The 15,660-nt window shown below is 35.3% G+C and carries 13 protein-coding genes, 1 tRNA gene and 1 other RNA gene; 11 read left to right on the top strand and 4 right to left on the bottom strand.

What is annotated here, in order from left to right; genetic code table 11:
* Positions 1-92 precede the first annotated feature (92 nt).
* Entirely contained in the window at positions 93-443 is a 351-nt protein-coding gene (gene rplS, locus HMPREF1140_RS02390) for a 50S ribosomal protein L19 (RefSeq protein WP_007593088.1), read from the top strand.
* 48 nt (positions 444-491) lie between these two features.
* Here rplS and lexA read toward each other — a convergent pair whose 3' ends face one another.
* Together lexA and ssrA are read right to left on the bottom strand one after the other, a co-directional pair.
* On the bottom strand, positions 492-1,100 hold the full coding sequence (gene lexA, locus HMPREF1140_RS02385; RefSeq protein WP_007593087.1) for a transcriptional repressor LexA: 609 nt from the start codon (positions 1,098-1,100) through the stop codon (positions 492-494).
* Positions 1,101-1,237: 137 nt separating this feature from the next.
* Positions 1,238-1,575: a transfer-messenger RNA gene (gene ssrA, locus HMPREF1140_RS13180) on the bottom strand.
* A 204-nt stretch (positions 1,576-1,779) separates the two neighbouring features.
* Between ssrA and HMPREF1140_RS02380 the strand changes: the two genes are divergently transcribed.
* Genes HMPREF1140_RS02380 through HMPREF1140_RS02370 form a run of 3 tightly spaced genes read left to right on the top strand, consistent with a single transcriptional unit; the run spans position 1,780 to position 6,601 of the window.
* Positions 1,780-2,463 (top strand): vitamin B12 dependent-methionine synthase activation domain-containing protein, encoded by a 684-nt coding sequence (locus HMPREF1140_RS02380; protein WP_009662321.1) that lies wholly within the window; start codon positions 1,780-1,782, stop codon positions 2,461-2,463.
* Positions 2,456-4,822 carry a homocysteine S-methyltransferase family protein gene (locus tag HMPREF1140_RS02375; RefSeq protein WP_009662353.1) on the top strand — a complete coding sequence of 789 codons (2,367 nt, stop codon included), beginning with the start codon at positions 2,456-2,458 and terminating at the stop codon, positions 4,820-4,822. The genes HMPREF1140_RS02380 and HMPREF1140_RS02375 overlap by 8 nt, the downstream gene beginning before the upstream one ends.
* Before the next feature lie 6 nt (positions 4,823-4,828).
* On the top strand, positions 4,829-6,601 hold the full coding sequence (locus HMPREF1140_RS02370) for a bifunctional homocysteine S-methyltransferase/methylenetetrahydrofolate reductase (RefSeq protein WP_009662339.1): 1,773 nt from the start codon (positions 4,829-4,831) through the stop codon (positions 6,599-6,601).
* Positions 6,602-6,617: 16 nt separating this feature from the next.
* On the opposite strand, the gene HMPREF1140_RS02365 is transcribed toward HMPREF1140_RS02370, so the two are convergent.
* On the bottom strand, positions 6,618-7,751 hold the full coding sequence (locus HMPREF1140_RS02365) for a cysteine desulfurase family protein (RefSeq protein ID WP_009662305.1): 1,134 nt from the start codon (positions 7,749-7,751) through the stop codon (positions 6,618-6,620).
* 183 nt (positions 7,752-7,934) lie between these two features.
* Between HMPREF1140_RS02365 and HMPREF1140_RS02360 the strand changes: the two genes are divergently transcribed.
* The 6 genes from HMPREF1140_RS02360 (at position 7,935) to HMPREF1140_RS02335 (ending at position 13,475) form a co-directional block, all read left to right on the top strand.
* The gene (locus HMPREF1140_RS02360) at positions 7,935-8,978 is read left to right on the top strand and encodes a hypothetical protein (protein ID WP_009662349.1); all 1,044 of its coding nucleotides are present in this window, start codon (positions 7,935-7,937) and stop codon (positions 8,976-8,978) included.
* Entirely contained in the window at positions 8,954-9,433 is a 480-nt protein-coding gene (locus HMPREF1140_RS02355) for a hypothetical protein (protein WP_009662391.1), read from the top strand. Before HMPREF1140_RS02360 ends, HMPREF1140_RS02355 begins: the two co-directional genes overlap by 25 nt.
* 69 nt (positions 9,434-9,502) lie before the next feature.
* Positions 9,503-10,594 carry a tRNA 2-thiouridine(34) synthase MnmA gene (mnmA, locus tag HMPREF1140_RS02350; protein ID WP_009662304.1) on the top strand — a complete coding sequence of 364 codons (1,092 nt, stop codon included), beginning with the start codon at positions 9,503-9,505 and terminating at the stop codon, positions 10,592-10,594.
* Between the two features lie 46 nt (positions 10,595-10,640).
* Positions 10,641-11,918 carry a DUF6688 domain-containing protein gene (locus tag HMPREF1140_RS02345; protein ID WP_009662355.1) on the top strand — a complete coding sequence of 426 codons (1,278 nt, stop codon included), beginning with the start codon at positions 10,641-10,643 and terminating at the stop codon, positions 11,916-11,918.
* Positions 11,919-12,205: 287 nt separating this feature from the next.
* Positions 12,206-12,493, top strand: coding sequence for a GHKL domain-containing protein (locus HMPREF1140_RS02340; RefSeq protein WP_035619756.1), 288 nt, complete (start codon positions 12,206-12,208; stop codon positions 12,491-12,493).
* Positions 12,494-12,644: 151 nt separating this feature from the next.
* Positions 12,645-13,475, top strand: coding sequence for a hypothetical protein (locus tag HMPREF1140_RS02335; RefSeq protein ID WP_009662378.1), 831 nt, complete (start codon positions 12,645-12,647; stop codon positions 13,473-13,475).
* Positions 13,476-13,591: 116 nt separating this feature from the next.
* Here HMPREF1140_RS02335 and HMPREF1140_RS02330 read toward each other — a convergent pair.
* Positions 13,592-13,680: transfer RNA gene (locus HMPREF1140_RS02330), tRNA-Ser, on the bottom strand.
* 197 nt (positions 13,681-13,877) lie between these two features.
* Here HMPREF1140_RS02330 and HMPREF1140_RS02325 point away from each other — a divergent pair.
* Positions 13,878-15,641, top strand: coding sequence for a zinc ribbon domain-containing protein (locus tag HMPREF1140_RS02325; RefSeq protein WP_009662324.1), 1,764 nt, complete (start codon positions 13,878-13,880; stop codon positions 15,639-15,641).
* Positions 15,642-15,660 lie beyond the last annotated feature (19 nt).

The raw sequence follows: 15,660 nt of genomic DNA, 5'->3' as shown, positions 1-15,660 counted from the left end.
AAAAGAACATATGATACAATACTGTAGTTGTGAATAAGGCGATGGTCCTCTGGAAGAAATTTTAAGAACATCAAAATAATAGGAGGTTTCACATGAACGATTTAATAAGAAGTATTGAGGCAGAACAGCTTAAGGCAAGTGTTGATGACTTTAGTGTAGGTGATACAGTAAGAGTACACAACAAGATCCGCGAGGGTAACAGAGAGAGAATCCAGATATTTGAAGGAACAGTTCTCAAGAGACAAAACGGTGGTGCAAGAGAGACTTTCACAGTTAGAAAGAACTCAAACGGTATCGGTGTTGAGAAGACTTGGCCATTACATTCTCCATCTGTTGACAGAGTAGAAGTTGTAAGAAAAGGTAAAGTTAGAAGAGCTAAATTATATTATCTTCGTGACAGAGTCGGTAAGGCTGCTAAGGTTAAAGAAGCAGGATCAAGATAATCTGAACTTAATATTTTTAATGGCTGCTACATATGTAGCAGCCATTTTTTACATAAATCTGAACAATCCGATAACCTTTCCGAGAATAGTAACCTCTTTTACCAAAATAGGTTCCATAGAATCGTTCTCAGGTTGGAGTCGATAGAAATTTTTCTCTTTATAGAATGTCTTTACAGTAGCTGAATCCTCAACCAAAGCTACGATAATATCGCCGTTTTTTGCCGTATTTTGCTTGGATACAATAATCTGATCGCCATCATGTATGCCGACATTGATCATAGATTCACCTTTGACTCTCAGCATAAATATATCGGTATTTGGCAGAAATTCACTTGGAATAGGGAAATAGTCCGTAATATTTTCTGTGGCCAGTATAGGCATACCTGCGGCAACAGTGCCGACCATCGGCACATTGACCACTTCTCTACGTGTCAGATTGAAAGTATCATCTGTAATTTCTATGGTTCTCGGTTTAGTAGGATCCTTTCTTATAAATCCCTTTTTCTCAAGAGTGTTTAAATGGGCATGTACTGAAGATGTGGACTTCAGTCCCACAAGTTCTCCGATTTCACGAACAGACGGCGGATATCCCTTACTTAAGATAGAATCCTTGATAACATTATATATTTCTTCCTGTTTTTGTGTTAATGTATCCATCGAATCTCCTTTGTTTTTCAGATATAATTCTACTACTATCCTAACATATGTTCGATTAAAATGCAAACAAAAGTTCGATTACAAAGATGTTGAAATAAAATTGAAATAAAAAAAGCCTTGAAAATCAAGACTTTCTAAGATGGAGATGACGGGAGTTGAACCCGTGTCCAAAGAACAATTCCCTGTTCTTCTACTATTATAGTTGCTTGTCAAAATTCCCCTTTAAAACAGTCAAACAACAAACTGTAGGAAAGAGTAGCTTCATGATACATCTATATACTCAAAGCTTTGTATATAAGGTTTCTCACATAAGTCGATACAGATTCTGTAAGTGTGAGTGCTTACAGGTCTGCAACTGCCTTAGGCAGCGTATGCTAAATTATTTTCAGCGTTTATATTTAATTTTGCCATTTAACGCATTGCATACGAATAGCTTCACCAGCTGCATGTTCCCTGTCGAAACCGGTACATCCCCAAATCATATGTAAATACAGAATTTACATATGATATTCTAACATATATAAAGAAAAATGCCACTTAAAATTTTCTTACATCATTTACATAACCGGTTATAAGATATATGTATAATGTAAAACTTTACTTTTTTTATAAATTATCTTACTATAGTAAAACGAAACAAGTCGACAGACTTTTAATATATATGTTAGGGAGAAGAGAAATGTTTAATATAGATGTAAAACTTACACCGGAGGATGAATCGGAGGTACTTAGGTATCTTCAACACAACGGTAAAGAAATAGATGAAAACCTACATGCACAGGTGCTCGAATGCATGGATAAAATAAATGCCGTAGCAAAGCCGAATTTTGTTTTCAGAGAATGGGATCTTGAAAACAAGGGAGAATTTCCGGCGGAGCTTGACTTTTTTGTGGGAAACAGTATAAAAAAGCATATAAAAGATTGCCATAAGCTTATTTTGATGGCGGCTACAATCGGAGTCGGAGTTGACAATGCCATAAGAAAAGAAGAACTTAAGAATGTAGCAAATGCCCTTATTATGGATTCATGCGGTTCAACACTTATAGAGGCTGTGTGTGACAGTATAGAAGCAGGATTTAGAGAGCAGTATTTAAAGGAAAATAACTATCTGACATTCAGATTTTCGCCGGGTTACGGTGATTTGCCTATAACCATACAAAGGCAGTTTGTAAATGTGGTCAATGCGACAAGAAGAATAGGAGTAAATGTCAGTGACAGCGGAATAATGTTACCAAGAAAGTCGGTAACCGCCATAATAGGAGTCAGCGATCAAAAATTGGAGACATTAAAAAAGACCTGCGCAGGATGCAATCTTTTAAAATCCTGCAGATACAGAAAGATAGGAGTCAGATGTTATGCATAAATTATTGATACTTGACGGTGCAATGGGAACAATGCTTCAGGCTGCAGGTATGAAGGCCGGAGAACATCCTGAGGTATTCGGATTTGACAATCCCGATATAGTAAAAAACATACATTTAAAATATATAGAATCCGGCAGTAATGTAATATATACAAATACATTCGGTGCAAATGCACATAAACTTGAAGGCTGTAAGATAGATGTGGATACAGCTGTAGAGACTGCAATTAAGTCTGCAAAGGAAGCAATAGCGGAGAGTAAAAGGGATGTAAAGATAGCTCTTGATATCGGACCTATAGGAGAGCTTTTGGAGCCGCTTGGTGTGCTTAGATTTGAGGACGCCTATGAAATATATAAGGAAATGGTAACAGCAGGTGAAAAATACGGAGCCGATGTTATTATATTTGAGACATTTACAGATCTTTATGATGTAAGAGCAGGTGTGCTTGCCGCAAAGGAAAATACAAAGCTTCCTGTTTGGGTTACAATGACTTATGAGACTACAGGAAGAACCTTTACGGGCACAAAGATAGAATCAATGGCTGTGACACTTGAAGGACTGGGAGTGGATGCTGTAGGCTTTAACTGCTCACTTGGACCGAAGGAAATACTGCCCCTTGCAAAGAAGCTTAAAGAATGGACTAATCTGCCTATAATAATAAAGCCAAATGCAGGTCTTCCAAATCCTTCAACAGGAGAATATGATCTGCTTGCAAGTGATTTTGCGGATCTGATGGCGGATTTTGGTGAAATAGGTATAGATTATGCAGGCGGATGCTGTGGCACATCTCCTGAATATATCAGTGAATTAAAATCAGCATTTGATAACAGAGAGTTCCCAGAGTTAAAGCCTACAAAGGCAAAAACAGGTATATGTTCAGGCAATGAAATGGTGGAGCTTAACGGTGTAAGAGTTGTGGGTGAGAGATTAAATCCTACAGGAAAGAAAAGATTCCAGGAAGCACTTTTAAACCATGAGATGGAATATATATGTAAGGTTGCAATAGAGGAAGAAGAGTCAGGAGCTGATATTCTGGATATCAATGTAGGTGTTCCGGGTGGTGATGAAGTTGCACTTATGATCGAGGCTGTAAAGGCGGTACAGTCTGTGGTTAATATTCCTTTGCAGATAGATTCATCAAATCCTGAGGCAATAGAAGCCGGACTTCGTGTATACAATGGTAGAGCTATAGTAAACTCTGTAAATGCCGAAGATGAGAGACTTGATCTGATACTTCCTATCGTTAAAAAGTATGGTGCGGCGGTTATAGGACTGGCTCTAAATGAGAACGGTATACCTACAACAGCACAGGAAAGAGTTGATAATGCAAAGCATATACTTGATAAGGCACTTGAATACGGCTTAAAGAAAGAGGATGTTATAATTGACTGCCTTACACTTACAGTTTCCGCACAGCAGGATCAGGCAAAAGAGACACTTGAGGCTGTAAGAAGAGTAACAAAGGAGCTTGGATTACATACAACCCTTGGTGTCAGCAATATTTCTTTCGGACTTCCTGCAAGAAGTCATATTACAGAGAATTTCCTGATACAGGCAATGTATGCAGGACTTGATCTGCCTATAGTAAATCCGAATATTGAAGGCATTATGAACGCAATATACTCATTTAAGGTACTTTCAGGCGAGGATAAGGACTCTGTAAAATATATTGACAGATTTGCAACTGCAAAGGTTGAGACAAAGGTTGTAGCGGTATCCGACAATGGTGAAGTTACAAAAGAAGTTGTGCAGGATGCAATATTAAAAGGACTTAAGGAAGAGACTTATAATAATGCAAAGAAGCTTTTGGAAGATCACGGAGAGCTTGAAATAATAAACGAATACCTTATACCGGCACTTGATACGGTGGGAGATTTATATGAAAAGCAGGTAATATTCCTCCCACAGCTTATCAATGCCGCCAATGCTGCCAGCTCCGCCTTTGAGCTTATCAAAGAAAGAATAGCAAACAAGGGTGAGCACAATGTCAGCAAGGGTAAGATAGTTGTATGTACCGTAAAAGGCGATATACATGATATAGGAAAAAATATAGTAAAGGTAATCTTAGAAAACTACGGTTACAGAATGATCGATCTTGGAAGAGATGTGGATATTCAAAAAGTGGTGGATACGGTAATAAGAGAGGATGTAAAACTTGTAGGACTTTCAGCTCTTATGACTACCACATTGCCGGCTATGAAAAAGACTATTGAAGAGATTAGAAAAGTGTCAAATGATTGTAAAGTATGGGTAGGCGGTGCCGTACTGACAAAAGAATATGCGGATGAGATGGGTGCAGACTTCTATGCGCCTGATGCCAGAAGTTCAGTTGACATTGCAAAGACAGTTTTAGGATGATAAATTATGGAAAATATTAGAGATTATTTAAAGAACAATATATTGCTCTTTGACGGAGCAATGGGAACATACTATGATGAGCTTACAGATGACGGTATCGGATGTGAACTTGCCAACATTAAAAATCCTGAGCTTATAAAGGGTATACATAATGAGTATATTGAAGCAGGAGCAAAGGCGATACTCACAAATACCTTTTCTACAGGTATAGATGCATTCTTAGGTGATAGAGATTTGCAAAAAAAAGTGATACTTTCAGGGATAGATATAGCGCTTGAGGTTGCAAAAGACAGAGCATATGTATTTGCGGATATGGCTTCAATAAATGCCGACAGCAACAGCGCGGCATTTGAAGAATATAAAATCATTGCGGATATATTCCTTGAAAAAGGCATAAATAACTTTTACTTCGAGACAAGAAACAGTTCCATCGGTTTGAAATCTATAGGTGAGTACATTAAGGAAAAATCACCTGAAGCTTTTATAATAGCATCCTTTGCAGTAATGCCTGACGGTTATTCAAGTGAAGGTTATTATTATAAAACAATGTTTAAAGAAATCTGTGAGTCCGGCTTTTTTGACGGAGTGGGACTTAACTGTGTTTCAGGTGCAAATCATATGGCAAAGCTTTTAAAGGATGTGGACACTGAAGGATTATACCTTGCAGCTATGCCGAATGCCGGATATCCTATAGTAAGAGACAATAAAATATACTACGGATCATTGGCAAATTATTTTGCGGCTCAGATAGAAGATATTCTTGATATGGGTGTAAATGTGGTTGGAGGATGTTGCGGAACAACTCCGAAACATATAGAGCTTTTAAAAAAGAGCATGAGCGGAATGCTTATAAAGCCGAGAAAATCTGTAAAGAAAGAAAAGAATGTCTCACAGAATGTAAGATTAAACAGGTTTGAGCAAAAGCTTATATCCGGACAAAAACCTATAGCTGTAGAACTTGATTCACCGATAGATACCAATGTTTCCAAGTTTATAGACAATGCAGCAAAATTAAAATCGGCAGGTGCGGATATAGTAACCATAGCGGATAATCCTATAGCAAGAGCAAGGATGGACAGCTGTTTGCTTGCGTGTAAAGTCAGAAATGAACTTGACTTTGATGTGCTTCCACATATGACTTGCAGAGACAGAAATGTAAATGCTGCAAAGGGACTCTTACTTGGTGCAAGCGCAATGGGAGTTGACAATGTACTTGTAATTACAGGAGATCCGATACCGAATGCTCAAAGAGATGAGATCAGATCCGTATTTGAGTTTAATTCAGTGAAGTTTGCAAACTTTATCAATTCTTTGAATGATGAAGTATTTGAAAGCCCTATGAATATCTGTGGTGCTTTAAATGTAAATTCCAAGAACTTCAGTGCAGAGCTTAGAAAAGCAAAAAGAAAACAAGAAAATGGTGTAAAGGTACTCTTTACTCAGCCGGTTTTGACAAAAAGAGCTATTGATAATCTTAAAGAAGCCAGAGAGAATCTTGATGTTAAGATAATGGGTGGAATCATTCCTATCGTAAGTGAGAGAAACGCCAGATATATGCAAAGTGAAGTGAACGGTATATATATTACTGATGATATCGTGGAAAAGTATATAGGCAAAGAAAGGGAAGAAGCCGAAGAGATCGCACTTTCAATGTCAAAAGAGATAGCAAATGAGATCTATGATCTGGTGGACGGATATTATCTTATAACTGTTTTAAACAGGGTAAATTTAATGGAAAGACTTATAAAGACAGTAAAAGAGGTTTGTGAGAATAGATAAAAGGGCAAAAGCCCTTTTATCCTCTAAGTTTATCTATACTCGCTTTTAATATTTCAAAGGTTTTATTGACCTCATCTTCCGTATTGTACTTGCTCAATGTAAGTCTAAGGGAAGATGAGGCTCTTTTTTTATCATTTGAAATAGCCATAATTACATGTGAAGGGTCTATACTTCCGGTGGTACATGCTGAGCCAAGAGAAGCACATACACCGTTTTGATTTAATAAAATTAAGAGCAGTTCACCGCTTATATTTTCAAAGTAGATATTTATATTGTTAAAAAGCCTACTCTCTATATCACCGTTTACATGAGAGCCCTCTATATTTTCAAGTATTAAAGAAAATAACTTATCTCTTAGAGATTTTACATATAAACTGTCTTTATCCAAAGTTTTATAGGAATTTTTCAAAGCATTTGCCATAGCGATTATACCGAATGTATTTTCCGTACCCGCTCTGCGATTTCTTTCCTGACTGCCGCCATGTATCAATGAAGTAAGCTTGATACCGCTTCGTATGTATAAGAAGCCTACTCCCTTGGGAGAGTGAAATTTATGTCCGCTTGCACTGAGTAAATCAATATTAAGCTCATTAACATCAATGGCAAGATGCCCTACAGCCTGTACTGCATCAGTGTGAAATAAAATACTATGCTCACGGGCAATCTTTCCGATTTCTTTAATAGGTTGTATTGTACCTATTTCATTATTTGCAAACATTATGCTTATAAGGACTGTATCCTCTCGGATAACAGACTTAAGCTCATTTATATCAATAATCCCTTTTTCATCAGTACTTAGATAAGTGACATCATATCCTCTTTTTTCAAGATAGGAAAGAACATGTAGCACAGAATGATGCTCAACCTTTGAACTGATGATATGTTTTCCTTTATTTTCCATAAGTTCACAAGCTTTTAGTATTGCCCAGTTATTTGCTTCACTGCCGCCTGAGGTAAAATAGATCTCATTATATCTTGCGCCGAGGATATCTGCAATCATTTCTCTGGCATCTTCCATATAGGCCTTTACATCATTTGCCATAGAATAGCTTGATGAAGGATTTGCATAGTTTTCAAATAAATATTTTTTTGCTATATCAAAAGCCTCTTTATCTACAACAGTGGTAGAGGCATTGTCCATATATATCATAGTACTCCTGTTCTTTATTAGAGGTATGGCAGAGCGTTTCTGCCATATAGTATAAATAATATTAACAATAAAATAGTAAATGATTGAATTTGAATTGACAAGTACAATATGAGTATTGTATAAAAATTCTATAATTAAAAAGAGGTGATATACCGATTCTAGAGCAATGATATAGAGGTGATTATGAGATTTGAAGGTAGAATACTGGGGAAAGCCGGTGTTAATAAGTTGCAGACAACATATATATTGGGCCATATCCTTATGGATATGGGCTATAGCATGAGATTTTCTTTTGATAAATATGTGTACAGTATATCATATATGAAAGAGGAAAATGATATTTTGTTCTTTAATGATGCGGAGCATATGATAGAGGTGTACAGTTATGAAAGGAATCTTGAAATACCGACCGAAAGAGCAAAGGAACTGGGGCTTGAGACATATTATCGTTTTTCAAATATATATGGAAAAGAACTGATTATTCTTGAATTGTTGCACAGATATTTAGAGGAGAATCCAAATGATATATTTTATGTGGACAATGGAAGATATTATAATAAAGCAATGATAGACAGTATTTATAAGGGAAAGCCTGATAAGAATTGGATTTATAAATCACCATACAGCGTAGGAAGTATGGATTATTATATAAATATATGTCTTACGACAATCGGAGCTTTTACAAAAGGTATGCTAAAGACATTGTACTCTAAAAATATTACAGAAGGCGTCGAGCTTAGATATGAGGGAAGAATAATCGGAAAAAGACTTCAATCAAAGCAGGGTATTCCTTACAGAATGGCACAAATATTGAGGAAAATGAATAGAAGAAATACAATTACCGTTAAAAGAGAAAGTTATAATATATTATATACAAAATTTAATAGAGACGATTATTTTTATTATGACGATGACAAAGTGATTGAAATATATTGTAACACTCAGATGATAGATATCCCTACAGATGAAATAATGCAGATGAGCTTTGAGACATATTTTAGGATTACCGATCTTATCGGAAAAGAGATGCAGGTGCTTGAAATAGTACATAACTATTTAAATAAGTTTCCGGAGGATATTTTCTATATTGATAACGGCTGTTTCTTTACAAAAGCACAGATTGATGAAATATTTAATAATAAAGATAAAAATGAAAAATGGATATTTAAAGAAAGAGAGAGGAGCAATTTTAAGTCGGTAGAATGGCAGGAGATGTACAAATTTTAAGAAGAAAAGGTGATAATTGTTGTAGAGATATAAAAGATATTGTAAATATACTGATGTCGCGAGGATTTACCAATGAATTTTTGAGTGATTATGGTGATTATTATTCGTTTTCCGTAAATAAACCCGGTTACGATGATGATGGAAGATGGTATTTGGATGACGCTTCTTCATGGGCAGTTATGTATGTACATATAATAAAAGATGGATTTTCAAATTATACAGTAGAAGATGCTTCAGGACAAAAGACGGATTACTACAGATACATATATATTGAAGGGTACGGAGACAGAGCCTTTATGTATTTGAATTTTTTGCATGAGTATTTCAAACTGTTTCCGGATGATATTTTCTCAGGCGCAGCAGATTACTTATATACAAAAGAAGATATTGACAGGATATATGAAAAAGAAATATGGTCAGAGATTTGGCATTGTCTTGATCCGAAAACTTTATAGTATATTAATACAAATCAATTAAGTATATGGTATACTGTCTGTCATGGAATTTAAAAAATCGGAGAATATATGGAAAAGAAAAAAGTAGTGGTAGGTATGTCGGGAGGAGTAGACTCCTCAGTGGCAGCCTATCTTTTAAAAGAGGCCGGATATGATGTCACAGGTGTGACCATGCAGATATGGCAAAGTGAAGATGAAGAGGATATGTCAGGCAGTGGAGGATGCTGTGGTCTGTCTGCTGTAGATGATGCCAGAAGAGTGGCAAGGGATATCGGCATACCATATTATGTAATGAATTTTAGAGATGAATTCAAAGATAAGGTAATAGATTATTTTGTGAATGAATATGTACAGGCAAGGACACCCAATCCATGTATTGCCTGCAACAGATATGTAAAATGGGAATCTCTTTTAGAGAGAAGTATGATGCTTGGAGCTGACTATATTGCCACAGGTCATTATGCCAGAATAGAAAAGCTTGAAAATGGAAGATATGCACTCAGAATGTCCAAAACAAGTGCCAAGGATCAGACCTATGCGCTTTATAATCTTACTCAGGATCAGCTCTCAAAGACATTGATGCCTGTAGGTGATTATGAAAAAGATGAGATAAGAGAGATTGCAAAAAAGTTTAATCTCAGAGTGGCAAATAAGCCTGACAGTCAGGAGATATGCTTTGTTTCAGATAATGACTACGCCTCATTTGTAGAAAATGAAATAGGCAAAAAAATGCCTGAGGGAAATTTTGTAACTGCGGACGGAGAGATACTTGGGAAGCATAGGGGAATACTGCATTATACCATCGGGCAGAGAAAAGGACTTGGTATAGCGCTGGGGCATCCCATATTTGTTACCGAGATAAGACCTGAAACAAATGAAGTTGTAATAGGTGAAAATGATGATGTTTTCGGATACAGTCTGGAGGCAAATAATCTTAATGCAATGGCGGTGGAAAGCTTTTTTGACGGCATGAGAGCTATAGGAAAAATAAGATATTCACATAAGGGCGAACACTGTACAGTCAAGGTGCTTGGAGAAGACAGGATAAGAATAGACTTTGATGAAAAGGTAAGAGCTATCACACCTGGGCAGGCGGTAGTCTTATATGATGAGAGCGGACTTGTGCTTGGTGGAGGAACAATTATAGGAAGATGCGATTAATTACAAGGTACTATATAAGCTGTAATAACAGAAAGGTTGTAGATAGATGAAAAAATATCTTTTTAGAATTTCGTTAATATCAAGCATGGGTATAAGTTACATAATCGCAATGATACTTTTTGTAATGTATCAGTTGGCGGAGTCTTTAAGATCATATGTCTATGGTTTAAATAGGCTTAGTTTACAGGAATTTATACCGGGCTTAATTATGTGGAGTTTCTTTGTATCTATAATATTGGTGTACCCGATAGTTTTGACGGGGTATCATATTATACTTTTATATCTGGAGGCAAATAAGCATCTTTTAAAACCTTTTATCAGATTTGATCAGGTGGCTATATGGTATGGCTTGATATTGGAATTCCTCTACCTTACAGAAGGAAAATATGTCACAGATTCTGACTGGAGTGTACAGCTAAAGAATCTGGAAATGCATACACCGATTTTTTCAGAAGCGGCCCCCACAATTACTTTTATTTTTATAATAGGTATTGCGGGGTACTTGTATCTGAGAGTCAGGCCGTTAAAGAAAATACCACCTTTGATGGCAATTATTTCAATGTCTGCAATGTATCTTTGGGTAATTGAAGTTCTTGTTTTCACAGTACAGGTTTTTAAAGGTGATTTATCGGGTGACAACCTGCTTGATGTATACTTACTTGTTTACCCTGTTTGTATTATCTGCATTGTTGCAAGAACAGTGATTTCAAAGGTTCATGAATGGCAGGAATATGAAATGGAAAGAGCAAAAATACAAAGCAATTATTTTTTAAATTTTGCAGATAAAATACTGTCAAACTCAAAACTTTGGCCTATATACGCAATCGTTTTTATGTTTCCTTTACTTGGAATAATAATAGGAATACTGCTGCTTTTCGGTCAGGCACCGGATTCTGTTATAAAAGCATGGACCGAAACTGCGGATTGGACATTGTCACTAAAGGAGGCACCTCAAAATATCGAATATGATGAGCATTACCTTTGCACCGTAGCGGCAGGCGGACATAGGAAATTGGTAAAGCCTGTAAGAAAAGGAATCCGTCATGGTCACGAGGTCATTGTAAACAGACAGCTATGCATAGCAAATGCCTTTGAACAGATTTTAGAGGAGAAAACTCCACGCTTCCACAAACTTGTAAGAGGATTATATGATAGCTACGGCTTCCCAGTTGCAAGGCTTATAAAGAGCAAATGGATTGCAGATATTATATATATTTTGATGAAGCCTTTGGAATGGATATTCTTGATGGTGATTTATATGATTGATGTTCATCCGGAAAACAGAATAGCTACTCAGTATATGGGTAAAAATAATTTATATTAATTGCACTGTAAGTGGAAAATTATTGTAATTTCTTCAGTACAAAATAAAAGTATCCTGTAAAGTACAAGTTTTTAACTAAGTAACTTTTACAGGATATTTTTATTTACTAACATGATGATTTTTGTAGAAAAATAAAAACACAACTAAATATGCAATTACTTATATAATTTAGATAATATTATGACAAAAAAATATGGATATATTGCCTATGCTTATAAATATTTGATATAATATATTTATTCAACGATATGTTTATATAATGTTAACTAATATGCGAGGAATATACTATGTTTAAAATTGCCATTTGTGATGATGTAGAAAATGTGTGTAGTGAACTAAAGACAATGCATTTAAATCTAAATTACACAAAATGTAGGCTTATATTGCGAATAGAAAATTCATATCTTAATGTAAATTTAGTTCGAGAAAATTTCTTAATAACAAAAAAAGATAAGAAAGAGCATGGTTTAGGTCTGGAAAGTGTAAAAGAGGTATTAAGCAAGTATAACGGAGTTCTGCAAATTAACTGTGATAAAAGGGTATTTATAGTAGAAGCGGTTTTATATTGCCGGTAGAATAAAAAGAAGTTTTGATTTTGTAGACTTGGGAATTGATTTAGGACATTTTATTACAATTAACCATACAACTTATTACATTTTTCGCATATAGTAATATTGGTGTGTATAATAAGTGATAATATACAAGAATTAAAGGATGGTGTTGGCTATGAATGAGTTAAATACTATGAGATATAAAAATGGAAACAAATTAAAGTTAAATAGCAGTATGAAAATCATAAAAAAGTACATGTTAAGCTTAGTTGTAATAACAACTATACTTGTTGGTTGCAGTGTAAGTGTTAAACAGGATTCAGGCAGTATGAGTTCTGTAGATATGTCTATAGTTGAAAAAGAAAGTACCGGAGAGGCTAATATCGATAATATTCCTGTCAGCGTGGATAATAGTTTATCTCAAGGAACAATAAAGGATGGAGTTTGTCTTGAACTTGTTTCAGACATAGATATGACACCGATGCATTATCTTACATTTAGAAAAAAGGACACTACTAATGGTGAGATAATTAAAATTGAAGGAGAAGATCATCAGTTGGATATTTCAGTGCAAAATTTAGTTGCATATAATTTTGAAGATGGAAATCTTGTAATGGAATTAAATACATTGGAGGAAAATTTGCCGATTAGTATAATTTTTGACGGATATGAATATTTATACTCACCAACCAAGGTTTCTCCAAAAACAATTACTTTAAATTACGATATCAGCTATGATATTTATACTGCAAAAATTGATAAAAGTGAGATTTACCCAAATTCTATAGTTTTATATCTATCAAACCCCAATGATAAGAATGCTTTTCACGAAGCTTTTATTCTGGTAGATGACACTACTGGGAAAGAAACAGTTCCAAATACAATGTTTACGGATGAAGGTATGACCCTTATTTATCCCGGGAAAGATTTTGGAAAAAAGGATAGTATAACGCTTAAAATTGGAGGTAAGGAAAATTATAGTTTTCAGGATATTTTACTTAAATAATCACAAAGCTAAGATAGAGCTATAAAATGTTTAATTAGCAAAATAAAGGGAGTATGTGACCTACTATGAGTTACATACTCCCTTTGTTTAAACTGTTTCTACTACAGTTCTTTTTACGGAGGCGAAGAGATTCGAACTCTCGTGCCACAAAAAGTGACAACCTGATTTCGAGTCAGGCTCGTTATGACCACTTCGATACACCTCCATGCTCTAGTATACAAAAAAATACGAATTAAATCAACCTTAATAATGATTAAGAAAAACACAATAATTACATTTAATATGGAAGAAACTCACATTTAGATAAATATTTTATTGTCATATAACAATAAAATAGATTGAAAAACAATACAATTTATGTTAAGGTATTGGCAACAATAAAATATCTCGGGAGGGTTAGGCATGCAGTGTAAAAAATGTGGTTCTATGAACATCGACGGAGCAAAGGTTTGTGAGAGTTGTGGAGTTACCATGGAGGACGTGAACATGAAGCAGAATCAAAATGATACCGGAACAAAGATATCTAATACCGGTAGTACCCCCGGCAGTCAAAAAAAGTTACCGAAAAATCTTATCTTCGGTATAGCAGGTGCTATGGCTGCATTTCTTATTATTCTGATAGCTGTTTTGGCTATGAATTCAAGTAAAGTTATTGATTTAAATAAATATATCACTTTTGAGTCAAGCGGATATGACGGTTATGGACAGGCAAGTATAAATATTGACTGGGAAAAGCTTGAAAAGGATTATGGCAAAAAGATAAAGTACAGCAGTAAGGGTAAAAAGGAGTACGGTGTTTTGACCTATGCTTTTGAGCCTGTATATGTCCTTCATGATGCCGTATCGGGAGTAGAACTTGAAAAGACTGAAAAGTTAAGCAATGGTGAAAAGGTTAAGTATACTTGGACGGTGGACGATGAAAAAGCCAAGGGTATAAATTATAAGTTAAAGTATAAGAATGGAGAATATTCAATATCAAACTTATATGAACTTGGTAAGTTTGATCCATTCAAAGATATAAAGCTTGAATTTTCAGGGATTGCACCGGAGGGAGAAGCTAAGTTTACTTACAGCGGTGACGATATAATACATAAAGGCAAGTTTAAAATTGATAAGCATGATAACCTGAAAAACGATGATGTAGTGACAATAAGTCTTGATCTTGATGAAGATGAAATCAGCTTCTTGGCAACAAGATACGGAAGAGTACCTGAGAAAATGAGCGAAAGTTATACAGTATCGGGACTGGAAACTTATGTAACAAAATACAGCGAGTTTCCGGAAGATTTTATAAAAGAAGCAAATGATAAAGCAACGGAGGTTATAAAAGAATATACAGACAGTGCATACGGTGAGGGTACTACACTTTCAGATTTGAAGTATGAAGGCTATCTTTTCAAAACAAATGTGGACGGATATAATGTATTATACATCATTTACAGCAGAGTACTTACAAGTGTGGAACATAAATATGTGACTACTAAGATGTACTATCCTGTGGCATTTAGGACCTTAATGCTTAGTGATAAAATAAGCTATAAGACAGGTCCGGAGTTGGTCGGCAAATCCTATGGAGTCGGAGATAACAGCGATACAAAGGGATTTAAGTTCCCAAGTGAGCTTTATAACAGCAACTATAAGAATACAGTCATAGAAGCCGGAGACGGTTTTGAAAAGTTCAAGGAGCAGTCATATGTACACAAACTTGAAGATATGACCGATGAATACAGAAAAGCATTGCAGGATGAGGCAAGAGTAACTCTGGACGCCTATATTGCAAAAGATTATAAGCCGAACATGCAGGTAAGCGATATTGAATTTGCCGGAGAGTATTTACAGTATACCTCAGATGACAAGCGTCAGTTTAACGGTACAAATATATACTTTGTAGTGTTTAAGGCTAATTTGTCGGATGCAAACGGTAAATTTCCTACTACCACAATTTATTATCCGGTAGAATATACCTATATAATGAAATTAAGTGATAATGATTTTACCGCGGCCAATAATACAAGTGTTTTCCTTAACTACACAACTCTTCCAAATACCTATGATACTACAAGAGGTTTTATAGACGGCAATGAGATGTACAATAAAATAATAAGCAACCGTACAAAGTTATACGAGTATCAAGTCAGCGACAGTTTAAAACAATTTGGTGAGTAATAATAAGTATATTATGCTT

It is taken from the genome of Lachnoanaerobaculum sp. ICM7 (assembly GCF_000287675.1).
Classification (GTDB): domain Bacteria; phylum Bacillota; class Clostridia; order Lachnospirales; family Lachnospiraceae; genus Lachnoanaerobaculum.
The sequence above is the reverse complement of the archived record's forward strand: the minus strand, read 5'-3'. Positions and strand labels throughout refer to the sequence as shown.

Excerpts from the sequence above, each read along its gene's own strand:
- HMPREF1140_RS02345 (WP_009662355.1), top strand. The coding sequence starts at position 10,641 with ATGAAAAAATATCTTTTTAGAATTTCGTTAATATCAAGCATGGGTATA.
- HMPREF1140_RS02365 (WP_009662305.1), bottom strand. The coding sequence starts at position 7,751 with ATGATATATATGGACAATGCCTCTACCACTGTTGTAGATAAAGAGGCT.
- HMPREF1140_RS02375 (WP_009662353.1), top strand. The coding sequence starts at position 2,456 with ATGCATAAATTATTGATACTTGACGGTGCAATGGGAACAATGCTTCAG.
- HMPREF1140_RS02380 (WP_009662321.1), top strand. The coding sequence starts at position 1,780 with ATGTTTAATATAGATGTAAAACTTACACCGGAGGATGAATCGGAGGTA.
- HMPREF1140_RS02335 (WP_009662378.1), top strand. The coding sequence starts at position 12,645 with ATGAATGAGTTAAATACTATGAGATATAAAAATGGAAACAAATTAAAG.
- HMPREF1140_RS02355 (WP_009662391.1), top strand. The coding sequence starts at position 8,954 with ATGGCAGGAGATGTACAAATTTTAAGAAGAAAAGGTGATAATTGTTGT.
- HMPREF1140_RS02360 (WP_009662349.1), top strand. The coding sequence starts at position 7,935 with ATGAGATTTGAAGGTAGAATACTGGGGAAAGCCGGTGTTAATAAGTTG.
- rplS (WP_007593088.1), top strand. The coding sequence starts at position 93 with ATGAACGATTTAATAAGAAGTATTGAGGCAGAACAGCTTAAGGCAAGT.
- mnmA (WP_009662304.1), top strand. The coding sequence starts at position 9,503 with ATGGAAAAGAAAAAAGTAGTGGTAGGTATGTCGGGAGGAGTAGACTCC.
- HMPREF1140_RS02370 (WP_009662339.1), top strand. The coding sequence starts at position 4,829 with ATGGAAAATATTAGAGATTATTTAAAGAACAATATATTGCTCTTTGAC.
- lexA (WP_007593087.1), bottom strand. The coding sequence starts at position 1,100 with ATGGATACATTAACACAAAAACAGGAAGAAATATATAATGTTATCAAG.
- HMPREF1140_RS02340 (WP_035619756.1), top strand. The coding sequence starts at position 12,206 with ATGTTTAAAATTGCCATTTGTGATGATGTAGAAAATGTGTGTAGTGAA.
- HMPREF1140_RS02325 (WP_009662324.1), top strand. The coding sequence starts at position 13,878 with ATGCAGTGTAAAAAATGTGGTTCTATGAACATCGACGGAGCAAAGGTT.